We start from the raw sequence: 12976 nt of genomic DNA, 5'->3' as shown, positions 1-12976 counted from the left end.
ACTTCCAAAGCCACAGCACCAATAGCGCAAATCTCCTACCCCTCCTTACCGTTTACAATACCCGCTAGTGGGTAGATTTTAGGTTTTTATACCTATTTCTTCTCCGCAAAGTACCGCAGCATACTGCTTGATAGGTAAGGAAATATTCGTTTTAGCACTAGGACTTGGTTTAGGATTATTTGAATCGGTTGTTGGCTGAACCGAGCCGCTAGCTGCGTTATTTCGCAGCTTACCCTTTTAGGCTGGGAAAGTGGGGAAGCTGCCCGGCTTCTTGAGGGGTAGGCGAGCGATGCCGGGCTTTGGCCTGCCTGCCGTCGGTTGGCAGTTGGCATCCCATAGTTTTTGAGCCAGCCCTACCCCCGTACTTTCGCGGGGCCGCTGCCCGGTGTGCTGGCTGGGCCAACCCCAACTTGCCGAGCGGCGTACACTCAGGCTTCGCATGTCAGCATCCTCTTCTTCCAAACTCTCCCTCTACGGCGGCATCGCGGCCAACGTAGCCATCGCCGTCAGCAAATTTGTGGCGGCCTACATCACTGGCTCGTCGGCTATGCTCTCCGAGGGCATCCACTCGCTGGTTGACACCGGCAACGGCGGCCTGCTGCTGTATGGCATAAGCCGCAGCCAGCGCCCCGCCGATGCGCAGCACCCCTTCGGCCATGGCAAAGAGCTGTATTTCTGGGCGTTGATTGTAGCCGTGCTCATCTTCGCCATTGGCGGCGGCATGTCTTTCTACGAAGGCATCAAGCACCTAGAGCACCCCGAGCCACTTACCAATCCGCTCTGGAATTACATTGTACTGGGCGTTTCTATCCTGTTTGAGGCCGCCGCGCTAGTGCTGGCGCTACGCGCCCTGCTGGAGAAGCAGGCGGCGAGTAGCAGCTTCTGGCACACGCTGCGCACCAGCCGCGACCCGGCCGTTTTTGCCTCGGTGCTGGAGAACGCCGCTGCCGTGGCGGGCCTCGTCATCGCGTTGCTAGGCGTTTATTTCGGTCATTTACTGAATAATCCGCTATTCGACGGCGGAGCTTCCATCATCATCGGCCTGCTGCTGATGGGCGTGGCCGTGCTGCTAGTGTCGCGCACCAAGGCGCTGCTCATCGGTGAGGGCGTGAACGAGGCCACCACGCAGCAGGTGCAGGATTTGGCCCGCCAAACGCCGGGCGTCACCACCGTGCGCCCGCCCCTAACCATGTACCTGGCCCCGGATGATGTGATGCTGGCCCTCGATGTAGACTTCGACGACCACCTCACGGCGACCCAGGTCGAGCAGGCTGTGGTGGCCGTGCAAAACGCCATTCGCGCGGCGCACCCCGAGTTCAAACGCATTTTTATTGAAGCAAAATCATTGGAAGGCCGCACATAAGCGCGGCTTTTTCAATTAGTAACTTCTTATAGAACTTCTATTTATGAAAGCAAATTTGACTGATAGCCCATTCGAATCATTTTGGTGGGGCGGCTATGAATGCACCGACCAGCTCAACGCCTTTGGCAACCGCGTCGATTTTCTGCCCCTCACCGGCCACCTACCCCTCCTCGACCAAGACTACATCGACTTAGCGCAGTTCGACGTGAAAACGGTGCGCGAGGGCATTCGCTGGGCCTTTGTAGAGAAAACGCCTTACCAGTACGACTGGAGCACCGTGAAAACTATGCTCGACGCGGGCCAGCGCCACGGCATCCAGCAAGTGTGGGACTTGTGCCACTTCGGCTACCCCGACGACCTTACGCCGCTGCACCCCATGTTTGCCCGGCGCTTTGCCGCTCTCTGCCGAGCGTTTGTAGATTTTTACCGCTCCCAGCGACCCGAGGGCACGCTCATCGTGACGCCCATTAATGAGGTGAGTTTTATGTCGTGGCTTGGTGGCGATGCCCGCGGCACTTCGCCCTACTGCGTAGGCCAGGGCTGGGAAGTGAAATATGGCCTAATGCGCGCCTACATCGAGGGTAGCTGGGCCCTGCGCGAGGCCGACCCGAGCATTCGCTTTCTCAGCACCGAGCCCCTCGTAAACATTGTGCCGCCGCCCAACCCTTGGGTGAGCCACCAGCGCGAAGCCCGCCGCATGCACCGCGACCAGTTTCAGGCCACCGATATTCTGGCGGGCCTGATGTGCCCCGAGCTAGGCGGCCACGAAAGCCTACTCGATATTGTGGGCTTCAATTACTACTACGACAACCAGTGGCAGCTGCACCCGCACCGCCACCTGGGCTGGAACGACCCCGTGATGGACCCCCGCTGGGTGCCGCTGAGCGAATTGCTGCGCCAGGCACATAAGCGCTACAAGCGCCCCTTCGTGGTCACCGAAACCAGCCATCCCGGCGTAGACCGGCCGCTGTGGTGGCACATGATTGGCCAGGAGTGCGCCAAAGCGTTGCAGATGGGCCTGCCGCTGCTGGGCGTGTGCCTCTACCCCCTGATAGACCGCCCCGACTGGGACCACCTCGACCACTGGCACCGCTCGGGCCTCTGGGATGCCGAGCTGCGGCCCGATGGCCCGCCGCGCCGCATCTTGCACGAGCCCAGCGCCGTGGCCCTGCGCGAAGCGCAGGCCATGGTACAGGCCGCCTACCCCAAAGAAAAGCGCCGCCTGCTGGTGAGCTAAGCAGCTATTAATCTGCGCGCTGCTTGCCTTAACCATCGGGGTAAGCAGCGCGCTTTTTGGCTTTTGCGCTACCTTGCGAGCAGTAGCTACCCTAGCCCATTGCCTTATGGAAGCCATTGCCCATTTGTACTCGCCCCTCGGCATGCTGGCCATCACCGGCTCCGATGCCGGCCTACATACCGTGCAGTTCCTCGACCAGGAGTCGCCCGCGCCCACGGCGTCGGCGGCAGTGCCCGCCTGCCTGCGCGACGCGCACCAGCAGCTACTGGCGTACTTCGGCCGCGAACTGCGCGACTTTTCAGTAACCTGCGTGCCGCTTACGGGCACCGACTTTCAGCGGCAGGTGTGGGCTGCTTTGAAGGGGGTAGGGCACGGCCGCACCGCTTCGTACCTTGATGTGGCCAAGCTGCTCGGCAACCCTAAAGCCGTGCGCGCAGTGGGCGCTGCCAATGGCCAAAACCCGCTGGCCATCGTGTGGCCCTGCCACCGCGTGATTGGGGCCAATGGCTCGCTCACGGGCTACGCGGGCGGGCTAGTGCGCAAGCGCTGGCTGCTGGCCTTCGAGCAACCTGAGCAGCAAGGCGGACTCTTTGGGTAGGCACCGCTTTCCTTAGACGTAAAAAAGGAATGCCCTGCAGTGCAAGGCATTCCTTTTTTAATGCCTATTTCGCGGCAAACGCTTTACTTTACGGTCCTTACTTCTTGTTTTTTTATGAAACAGCTTTTTTCCTTGGCGGCGCTGGCCTTGCTGGCAGCCGGTTCGGCAGGCGCCCAAACGCTTGCCAGTAACAAGCCCCTACCCTACCCGCAGACGCGGAAGGTGGACACCACAACCACTTACTTTGGCACCAAGGTAGCCGACCCTTACCGCTGGCTCGAAAACGACCAGGCGGCTGACACCAAAGCCTGGGTGCAAGCCGAAAACAAGGTGACGCAGGACTACCTGAGCAAGATTCCGTACCGCGATGCCATCCGCGACCGCCTCACCAAACTCTGGAACTACGAGAAATACTCGGCACCTACCAAAGAGGGTAAGTACACGTATTTTTCTAAAAACACAGGCTTGCAAAGCCAATACGTGATGTACCGCCAGTTGGGCACCGCCGCGCCGGAGGTATTTCTCGACCCCAACACTTTCTCGAAGGACGGCACTACGTCGCTGGCCGGCATCGAGTTTACCCACGATGGCAGCCTGGCGGCCTACCAAATTTCGGAGGGCGGCTCCGACTGGCGCAAGGTGATTGTGCTGCGTACGGCCGATAAGTCCATCGTGGGCGACACGCTCAAGGACGTGAAGTTTTCGGGCTTGGCCTGGAAAGGCAACGCGGGCTTCTACTACAGCAGCTACGACAAGCCCAAGGCGGGCAGCCAACTGGCCGGTAAAACCCAGATTCACAAGCTCTATTACCACCAGCTGGGCACGCCCCAAAGCACCGATAAGCTGATTTTTGGGGGCGAGAAGGACCCTAACCGCTACATCGGGGCCCACGTGACGGAAGACGAGCACTTCCTCATCATTTCGGCCGCCAATACCACTACCGGCAACAAGCTGTATCTGCAAGATTTGAGCAAGCCCGGCAGCGCCATCGTGAACATGGTGCCCGACGAGAAAAGTATCAACCAGGTGGTGGACAACATGGGCAGCAAGCTCTACATCCAAACCAACTACAACGCCCCCAACCACCGGCTCGTGACCGTGGACGCCGCCGCGCCCAAGCAAGCCAACTGGAAAGACTTGATTCCGGAGTCTAAGAACGTACTGGACATCAACACGGTAGGCGGCCGCATTTTCGCTACCTACCTCAAGGACGCCACCTCGCTGGTAGAAGAATACGATATGGCCGGCAAGAAGCTGCGCACCATCCAATTGCCGGGGGTAGGCACGGCCGGCGGCTTTGGCGGCAAAAAGCTGGATAAGGAGACGTACTACACCTTTACCTCGTACACCTACCCGCCCACTATTTTCAAATACGACCTGGCCAGTGGCACCTCGAGCGTGTATAAGAAGGCCGGCGTGCAGTTCGACCCCAGCAAGTATGAGTCGAAGCAGGTGTTTTACAACTCCAAGGACGGTACGCGCATCCCGATGCTGCTCACTTATAAGAAGGGGTTGGTGTTGAACGGCAAAAACCCTACCCTCCTCTACGCCTACGGCGGCTTCAACATCAGTGTGACGCCGAACTTCAGCACTTCCAATATCATCTTGCTCGAAAATGGCGGCGTGTATGCCGTGCCCAACCTGCGCGGCGGCGGCGAGTACGGCGAAAGCTGGCACAATGCCGGCACCAAGCTCCAGAAGCAGAACGTGTTCGACGACTACATCGCGGCGGCTGAATATTTGATTAAAAACAACTATACGTCGAAGGACTACCTCGCCATTTCGGGCGGTTCGAACGGTGGCCTGCTCGTGGGCGCCACCATGAGCCAGCGCCCCGAGCTATTTAAAGTAGCCTTCCCCGCGGTAGGCGTGATGGACATGCTGCGCTACAACCAGTTTACGGCCGGCGCGGGCTGGGCCTACGACTACGGCACGGCCCAAGACTCGCCCGAGATGTTCCAGTACCTCTACAAGTACTCACCCTACCACGCCCTCAAGCCGGCCGTGTACCCCGCTACCCTCATCACCACCGCCGACCACGACGACCGCGTGGTGCCCGCGCACTCCTTCAAGTTTGCTTCGCGCTTGCAGGAAGACCAGCAGGGCCCAGCCCCGGTGCTCATCCGCATCGAAACCAAGGCCGGCCACGGGGCGGGTCGCTCCACGGCCCAGGTCATCAGCGAACAGACGGACAAATGGGCCTTTCTATTTGAGAACATGGGCGTAAAGTACCCGCTGCCTCAGTAGAAGCTGTTCTAGTTGTTTAACTGTCAAAAAAGGCCATCTGCACGAGCAGATGGCCTTTTTTGTGGCTTGCGCCAATGATTTACCGCACTCCCTACCCCTCTCCTTAGGGAGAGAGAAACCGGACGATTCCACGACTGCGCCGCCGTGGCTCCCCTCTCCCCAAGGAGAGGGGGTAGGGGGTGAGGTAGGGCATGAGGCTAGCTACTGCGCCAGCCTTTTCAACTCCGCATACAGCTCATTGCTTTCAAAAAACAGCTGCGTAACCATGCCCACGTGCTTTTTGCCGGGCAAAATGGTGTATTTGGGCGGCTGGCCCAGCTGCGTAAGCTGCTGCCGAAACCGCTCGCCGCTGCTGCTGATACTCGGGTAGGTTTCGCCGCCGATATAAATACTATAGGGCGGCGCGCCGGCCCGCACGTGGTACAGCGCCGAGGCCTGCCGCCACACCGCCGGGTCGCGGGTGAAGGGAATCAAGTATTGCGCATCGCCCTCGTACTCTTGCTTTTGCAAGTACGTGAGCATGTCGAGCCCGGCTGGGTCGTCGAGCAGCACGGCGTGGGCCGCGGTGCGGGGTAGACCGTGCTTAGCCAGCAGCGTGTCGGAGCCGGTAGCCAGCAACGCGGCCAGCCCCCCGCCCGCCGAGTGGCCCATGAGCACGATGCGGGCCGGGTCGCCGCCATATTCTTTGATGTGGGCCACCGTCCAGGCCAGGGCACGGGCGCAGTCGTCGGCCTGCGCGGGCACCAGCGCCTGCGGCGACAGCCGGTAGCTAATCACCACGCCCACGAAGCCTTGCTTGGCCAGCCGCCGGCCGATGGCGCGGTACAGCAGGTTGTCTTTGCTGCCGCTGTTCCAGCTGCCGCCATGAATGAACAGCACCACCGGCCGGGGCGCAGCGGCTTTTTTGGGTTGGTAAATGTCGAGCCGGTGGTTTTGGGGGTCAAAATCGGGGGCCGTGGCCGCCACGTAGGCTACATTGGCCACGCGGCGGCTGGCGCTGGCCACGGCCTGCTCGTGGGCCAACAGCACCACGGCCGCCAGCAGCAAAGCCAATGGCGGCAAGGCCAGCAGGCGAAAGAAAAGCTTCATAAAACGCAGAAAAAGAGGCCGGCTACGCGGCAGTGCCCTAACGCCAGTCGGCCCAATGAAGTTGGCACAAAATTGGACGGGGAAGGCTAATTATGATTTTTTCTTTGTAACTTAGAGAAAACCGACTTCCGTTATCGTCCCTTATCCCATGTCTCGATACACCGCTTCCCCTATGTCTACCATCACCACTGCCCGCCATCGCACGCACGAGCTTCAGCTCTGGCCTACTTGCTTTTCGGCCGTTTCGGCCGGCACCAAACCTTTCGACGTGCGCGAAAACGACGCTGATTTCCAGGTCGGTGACGCCCTGCTCATCCGCGAATATGACCCCGACACCCGTACCTACAGCGGCCAAACCCTGCTGCGCTGGGTTAGCCACGTGCTGCAAGGCGGCGCCTTTGGCGTCGAAGAAGGCTGGTGCGTGCTCGGCCTCGGCAGCCTACCCCCCTTGCCAGCCGGCATCACCGATACCCGCCTGTGGTAAGCCAATTGGCTTTATCGTTTTGTTAAAAAATCGGGTTCGCTACTTTTCGGCAGGCCCCGCGTTATTTTTGCCTTCTACCCCACCGGGCAGGAGGCTTTTTTACTTCTTTTATTTTCGCTAGTCTGTGTCTTTTCGGTTTGACTTCCGCCCGCGCATTGGGCGCGGCACCCTGCTTCTATTGCTAAGCGCCGCCCTGAGCCTGCCCGCGCACGCCCAGAAAAAAGGCAAAGCCCTACCCCCCCCTTCCGGGCCGCAGCGCTTGCAGCCTTTGCTGGGTGGCCTGGCGCCGGCCCAGGCCCAGCAGGCTATTGGGGCGGCTGTGCTGGCCGATGTGGACCGCAGTTTTGCTTCGCGGGCCGAGGCCAGTAAGTTTTTCAGCAACAAGGGCTTCGAATACCTGACCGAAAACCAGCCCGATACGGCGGTGGTACGCTTTAACTTGGCTTGGGTGCTCGACCCTAAAAACCCCGACCCCTACCGCGGCCTGGCGGTGCTGCTGAGCCAGCGCGAAAACACCCCGCCCGAAGCCGTGCAGGCGCTCCTGCTGCAAGGCCTGGCTGTGGCACCCACCGATTCGCGCCTGCTCACCGATGCGGCTACCACGACCCTCAGCCGCTACGAGCAGACTAAAAAGAAGAAAGACCTAACCCTGGCCAGCGACTACGTGCAGCGCGCCCTGCTGGCCGATGCCACCAACGCCAACGCCTGGCAAACCCAGGCGCGCATTCACTACTTCCAGGAAGATTACGCCAGCGCCTGGAACGACGTGCACAAGGGCCAGAATATCAACCTCACCAGCCTCGATTTTGGCTTCCTAACCCAGCTCATGGCCAAGCTGCCCGACCCGGAGGGCAAGTTCAAATAAGCACTAAAAGCAAAAGAACGTCATGCTTCGTAGGCTCAGCATGACGTTCTTTTGCAAGCAACTACGTTAAAATAACCCTGCCGCTACGCGCCGGATGGCTTCCGACTTGCCCATGCTATAGTAGTGCAGGCAAGGCACGCCGTGGGCCATCAACTCACGGCTTTGGTTAAGGCACCACTCGATGCCTACTTCGCGGGCGGCAGCATTATCCTTAGTCTGGTGAATGGCTTCGGAAAGCGCCTCCGGGATGCTCAGGAAAAATGCGCGGGGTAGGGCCGTAAGCTGGCTTTTGGTAGTCAGCGGCTTGAGGCCGGGGATGATGGGCACCGTGATGCCCGCGTCGCGGCAGCGCTTCTCAAACTTGAAGAACTCCTCGTTGTCGAAGAACATCTGCGTCACGATGTAGTCGGCGCCGCGGTCAATTTTCTCCTTCAAAAAGCGAATGTCGGAGCCGTGGTTGGGCGCCTCGAAGTGCTTTTCGGGGTAGCCAGCGGTACCAATGCAAAAGTCGGTACACAGCACGGGCTCGGCGCCGGCGGGCTGGTACTGTTCGTCGTGGTCGTGGTAGCGGCCGTGGTTAAGCTCCGCAATCTGGCCGATGAGGTCGCAGGCGTAGGTGTGGCCGTCGGGGTGCGGCTGGAAGTGGCCCTCGCTCTTAATAGGGTCGCCGCGCAGGGCCAGCACGTTGTCGATGCCCAGGAAGTGCAAGTCAATCAGGGCGTTCTCGGTTTCTTCTTTGGCGAAGCCGCCGCAAATGAGATGCGGCACGGTATCGACATCAAAGCGATTTTTGATGGCCGCGCAAATGCCTACCGTGCCCGGCCGCTTGCGCACCGCCTTGCGCTGCAAAAGCCCGCCCGGCCGCTCGCGCAGCACAAACTCCTCGCGGTGGTAGGTCACGTCGATAAACGGCGGCTTGAATTCCATCAGCGGCTCGATATTCGAGAACAGCGTGTGGATATTTTCGCCCTTGCGGGGGGGTAGGACCTCGAAGGAAAAGAGGGTTTTACCGTCGGCGCGGCGCAGGTGTTCAGTTACTTTCATTGCTAAACAGCACGCACTCTGCGAGTTCGCGCCTGATAATCTTTGGAGCAAAAATCGTTGGTCATGGCGAGCTTGCGAGGCAATCGCTTTAGAACGTTCTCAGGTAAGTATCGTTCGCGGGTGATTGCTTCGCAGGCGCGCCATGACAGCTGGAGTGGGTGCGTAATTACTGCGGGTCGTAGTTCAAATTCGGCATCAGCCAACGCTCCAATTCGGGCAGCGGCATGCCTTTGCGCTCGGCGATATCGACTACTTGGTCGCGGCCAATTTTGCCCAGGCCGAAGTAGCTAGCCGCGGGGTGCGCATAATACATGCCGCTAACCGCGGCCGTAGGGTACATCGCCAGGTTTTCGGTGAGGATGATGCCCGTTTGGTTTTCCGCATCCAGCAGCCGGAAAAGCGTAATTTTCTCGGTGTGGTCGGGGCAGCCGGGGTAGCCCGGCGCGGGCCGGATGCCGCGGTACACTTCCTTAATTAGCTCCTCGCCGCTTAGGTTTTCATTGGGCGAGTAGCCCCAAAACTCCTCGCGCACGCGCTGGTGCAAGCGCTCGGCAAAGGCCTCGGCGAGGCGGTCGGCCAGCGCCTTTATCATAATGCTGGAGTAGTCGTCGTGGTCGGCCTCGTACTTCTCAATCAGCTTTTCGATGCCCAGGCCGGCCGTTACGGCGAAGCCGCCGAGGTAGTCGGCGCGGCCAGTTTCCTTGGGCGCGAGGTAGTCGGAGAAAGCTACGTTGTGCACACCGGGCGCCTTTTCGCTTTGCTGGCGTAGCGTGAAAAACTCGTCGCGCACCTGCTGGCGAGTGTCGTCTTCGTAGATTTCGATGGTATCGTGGCCCTGGGTATTGGCCGGCCAGAAGCCCAGCACGGCGCGGGCCGTAAGGCTCTTGCTGGCAATAACTTCGGCTAGCATCACCTGCGCATCTTCAAAGAGCTTGCGGGCCGCCTCGCCGAGGTTGGCATCTTCTAAAATGCGGGGGTAGCGGCCCTTCAACTCCCAGGTGTGGAAGAAGGGCGTCCAATCGATGTACTGCGCCAGCTCCTCCAGTGGGTAGTTGTCGAGCACCTGCGTGCCCAAGAAGCTGGGCTTGGTGATGGGCGTGGTTTCCCAATCGGCCCGGAAGCCGTTGGCGCGGGCCGCCTCGATGCTTAGGTAGTTCTTGTCGCGCTGGCGGCCGGCGTGGTCTTCGCGCAGCACTTGGTATTCATCGCGGATAGTTTGGGTGTACGCCTCCTTGCCCGAGCCGAGCAGGCTAGCCGCTACCCCCACCGAGCGCGACGCATCATTCACATAAACTGCTGACCCACTGTAGCTGGGCGCAATTTTTACAGCTGTGTGCAGGCGCGAAGTAGTGGCACCGCCAATGAGCAGCGGCACTTGCAGCTTGCGCTTTTCCATTTCGCGCGCCACGTACACCATCTCATCGAGCGAGGGCGTGATGAGGCCGCTGAGGCCAATAATATCGGCGCCTTGCTTTTGGGCTTCGTCGAGGATGCGCTCGAGCGGCACCATCACGCCGAGGTCCACAATCTCGAAGTTGTTGCAGGCCAGCACCACGCCCACGATGTTTTTGCCGATGTCGTGCACGTCGCCTTTCACGGTAGCCAGCAAGATTTTACCGGCCGTTTGGCGGGCAGCGCCTTCCTTCTCGGCTTCCAGATAGGGCTGCAAATAGGCCACGGCTTTTTTCATTACGCGGGCCGACTTCACTACCTGCGGCAGAAACATTTTGCCGGCCCCAAACAGGTCGCCGACTACGTTCATGCCGGCCATTAGCGGGCCTTCAATCACATCAAGGGGGCGGCCTACTTGCTGGCGCACTTCCTCAGTGTCTTGGTCAATAAACTCGGTGATGCCGCGTACCAGCGCGTGTTGCAGGCGCTCTTGCACGGGTAGGCTGCGCCAGGCGTCGGCTACTACCTCTACTTTGCCCTTCTGCTTCACCGTTTCGGCAAAGTCTACGAGGCGCTCGGTGGCGTCGGCGCGGCGGTTGAGCAGCACGTCTTCGCAGAGTTCGAGCAGGTCTTTCGGAATCTCGTCGTACACCGCCAGCTGGCCGGCGTTTACGATGCCCATATCCAGCCCCGCCCGGATGGCGTGGTAGAGGAAGGCCGCGTGCATGGCCTCGCGCACCACGTCGTTGCCCCGAAACGAGAACGAAATATTGCTTACCCCCCCGCTGGTGCGGCAGCCGGGCAAATGCTCCTTTATCCACTTCACGGCCGCAATAAAGTCGAGCGCGTAGTTGCGGTGCTCCTCCAGGCCAGTGCCCACAGTGAGGATATTGGGGTCGAAGATGATGTCTTCAGCTGGGAAGTTAAGTTCCTTTACCAGAATGTCATACGAGCGTTGGCAGATTTCAATGCGCCGCTCGTAGCTGTCAGCCTGGCCGTCTTCGTCGAAGGCCATTACGACCACCGCCGCGCCGTACTGGCGCACTAGCCGGGCGTAGTGCCGGAAACGGTCCTCGCCTTCCTTGAGCGAAATGGAATTGACGATGCTCTTGCCCTGCACGCACTTGAGGCCCGCCTCAAGCACCGTCCACTTCGACGAGTCTATCATGAGCGGCAGCCGGGCAATGTCGGGCTCCGAAGCAATGAGGTGCAGGAAGGTCGTCATCACGGCCTCCGAGTCGAGCATGCCCTCGTCCATGTTAATGTCGAGCACCTGCGCGCCGCCCTCTACCTGGGCGCGGGCCACGGCCAGGGCCGCTTCGTAGTCGCCCGAGCGAATGAGCCGCGCAAAGGCGCGCGAGCCGGTCACGTTGCAGCGCTCGCCGATGTTGACGAACAGGCTGGCCGGGGTGATGTTAAAGGGCTCGAGCCCGGCGAGGTGGGTAGTGCCTTTGGCCAGGCGCTCGCCGCCCCCGCCCAACGCCAGCGACGACACTGAGGTTTGTTCGTCGTCTACTAGCGCGTCGGTGGGGGCCACGGGAGCATCGGGGTGTAGCTGCGCGGCGTGCACGGCACGGGGGCCGTACTGGTCAGCCAGCTTTTTTAGCTCGGCAATGTGCTGGGGGGTAGTGCCACAACAACCCCCTACCACATTCAGCAAACCCTCCTTTAAGTAGTCTTCGACCAAAGCCGCAAATTCCTGGGCCGACTCGTCGTAGCCGCCGAAGGCGTTGGGCAGGCCGGCGTTGGGGTAGGCCGAAACGGGCACATCGGCCAGGCGGGCCAGCTCGCGCACGTAGGTGCGCAGCTGGTCGGCGCCGAGCGCGCAGTTGAGGCCCACACTCAGCAAGGGCAAGTGCTTGATACTATGCCAGAACGCTTCCACCGTTTGCCCGCTCAGGGTGCGGCCCGAGGCATCGGTGATGGTGCCCGAAATCATAACGGGCACTTGCCTACCCCCCTCGTTGAAGAACTGCTGCACCGCAAATAAGGCCGCCTTGGCGTTGAGCGTGTCGAAGATGGTTTCGATGAGCAGTGCATCCACGCCGCCGTCCACGAGGCCGCGGGTTTGCTCCAAATAAGCAGCAGCCAGTTCATCAAACGTCACGGCGCGGAAGCCGGGGCGGTTGACGTCGGGCGACAGCGAAGCCGTGCGGTTGGTGGGCCCGATGGCGCCGGCCACGAAGCGCGGCTGCGCAGGCGTGCGGGCCGTGTACTCGTCGGCTACCTCGCGGGCCAGGCGTGCCGACTCGTAGTTGAGTTCATACACCACGTGCTCCAGCGCGTAGTCGGCCTGCGCAATGGTGGTGCCCGAGAACGTATTGGTTTCTGCCATGTCGGCGCCGGCCTCAAAGTACTCCGCGTGAATGGCCCGGATGATGTCGGGCCGCGTGAGGCTCAGCAGGTCGTTGTTGCCGCGCAGCGGGCGCGGGTGGTCGGCAAAACGGGTGCCCCTAAAGTCTGCTTCTTCCAGCGGGTAGCGCTGAATCATGGTGCCCATGGCGCCATCCAGAATCAGCAGGCGCTGGCGCATAAGCGCGGGCAGCGGCGAAATGCTGGCGGGGTCGGGCGTGACGAAGGGGGTAGCAAGCGTGGCGGCGGACATATTCTTTCGGGAGGCAAAGGCGGGAGCAAGGGCTCCTATCCAGAAAGAAAGC

General features: G+C 60.6%; 9 protein-coding genes. 6 read left to right on the top strand and 3 right to left on the bottom strand.

The window, feature by feature from the left end; all coding sequences use genetic code 11:
• Positions 1–439: 439 nt before the first annotated feature.
• The 4 genes from GO988_RS09405 (at position 440) to GO988_RS09390 (ending at position 5445) form a co-directional block, all read left to right on the top strand.
• Positions 440–1363, top strand: coding sequence for a cation diffusion facilitator family transporter (locus GO988_RS09405; RefSeq protein WP_157564536.1), 924 nt, complete (start codon positions 440–442; stop codon positions 1361–1363).
• 43 nt (positions 1364–1406) lie between these two features.
• The gene (locus GO988_RS09400; protein WP_157564534.1) at positions 1407–2600 is read left to right on the top strand and encodes an amine oxidase; all 1194 of its coding nucleotides are present in this window, start codon (positions 1407–1409) and stop codon (positions 2598–2600) included.
• Positions 2601–2706: 106 nt separating this feature from the next.
• Positions 2707–3198 carry a methylated-DNA--[protein]-cysteine S-methyltransferase gene (locus tag GO988_RS09395; protein WP_157564532.1) on the top strand — a complete coding sequence of 164 codons (492 nt, stop codon included), beginning with the start codon at positions 2707–2709 and terminating at the stop codon, positions 3196–3198.
• Between the two features lie 114 nt (positions 3199–3312).
• A complete protein-coding gene (locus GO988_RS09390; RefSeq protein ID WP_157564530.1) occupies positions 3313–5445 on the top strand; it encodes a prolyl oligopeptidase family serine peptidase in 2133 nt (710 codons plus the stop codon).
• A gap of 201 nt (positions 5446–5646) precedes the next feature.
• On the opposite strand, the gene GO988_RS09385 is transcribed toward GO988_RS09390, so the two are convergent.
• Positions 5647–6534, bottom strand: coding sequence for an alpha/beta hydrolase (locus tag GO988_RS09385; RefSeq protein ID WP_157564528.1), 888 nt, complete (start codon positions 6532–6534; stop codon positions 5647–5649).
• 172 nt (positions 6535–6706) lie between these two features.
• On the opposite strand from GO988_RS09385, the gene GO988_RS09380 reads away from it, so the two are divergent.
• Complete coding sequence (locus GO988_RS09380) at positions 6707–7018, top strand: ASCH/PUA domain-containing protein (protein ID WP_157564525.1); 312 nt, start codon at positions 6707–6709, stop codon at positions 7016–7018.
• Positions 7019–7142: 124 nt separating this feature from the next.
• The gene (locus GO988_RS09375; RefSeq protein ID WP_157564523.1) at positions 7143–7883 is read left to right on the top strand and encodes a tetratricopeptide repeat protein; all 741 of its coding nucleotides are present in this window, start codon (positions 7143–7145) and stop codon (positions 7881–7883) included.
• A gap of 66 nt (positions 7884–7949) precedes the next feature.
• Here the strand turns inward: GO988_RS09375 and metF are convergent, their stop codons facing one another.
• Positions 7950–8927 carry a methylenetetrahydrofolate reductase [NAD(P)H] gene (metF, locus tag GO988_RS09370; protein ID WP_157564520.1) on the bottom strand — a complete coding sequence of 326 codons (978 nt, stop codon included), beginning with the start codon at positions 8925–8927 and terminating at the stop codon, positions 7950–7952.
• A 166-nt stretch (positions 8928–9093) separates the two neighbouring features.
• Entirely contained in the window at positions 9094–12924 is a 3831-nt protein-coding gene (gene metH, locus GO988_RS09365; protein ID WP_157564518.1) for a methionine synthase, read from the bottom strand.
• Positions 12925–12976: the final 52 nt, after the last annotated feature.

Origin of the sequence: Hymenobacter ginkgonis (assembly GCF_009755225.1) — a bacterium.
In the GTDB taxonomy this organism is placed as follows: Bacteria; Bacteroidota; Bacteroidia; order Cytophagales; family Hymenobacteraceae; genus Hymenobacter; species Hymenobacter ginkgonis.
This window is presented reverse-complemented; position numbering and strand designations above follow the sequence as displayed.

Bases quoted from the DNA above. Each gene is read 5' to 3' on its own strand.
- GO988_RS09405 (WP_157564536.1), top strand. From the start codon at position 440: ATGTCAGCATCCTCTTCTTCCAAACTCTCCCTCTACGGCGGCATCGCG.
- GO988_RS09400 (WP_157564534.1), top strand. From the start codon at position 1,407: ATGAAAGCAAATTTGACTGATAGCCCATTCGAATCATTTTGGTGGGGC.
- GO988_RS09395 (WP_157564532.1), top strand. From the start codon at position 2,707: ATGGAAGCCATTGCCCATTTGTACTCGCCCCTCGGCATGCTGGCCATC.
- GO988_RS09390 (WP_157564530.1), top strand. From the start codon at position 3,313: ATGAAACAGCTTTTTTCCTTGGCGGCGCTGGCCTTGCTGGCAGCCGGT.
- GO988_RS09385 (WP_157564528.1), bottom strand. From the start codon at position 6,534: ATGAAGCTTTTCTTTCGCCTGCTGGCCTTGCCGCCATTGGCTTTGCTG.
- GO988_RS09380 (WP_157564525.1), top strand. From the start codon at position 6,707: ATGTCTACCATCACCACTGCCCGCCATCGCACGCACGAGCTTCAGCTC.
- metF (WP_157564520.1), bottom strand. From the start codon at position 8,927: ATGAAAGTAACTGAACACCTGCGCCGCGCCGACGGTAAAACCCTCTTT.
- metH (WP_157564518.1), bottom strand. From the start codon at position 12,924: ATGTCCGCCGCCACGCTTGCTACCCCCTTCGTCACGCCCGACCCCGCC.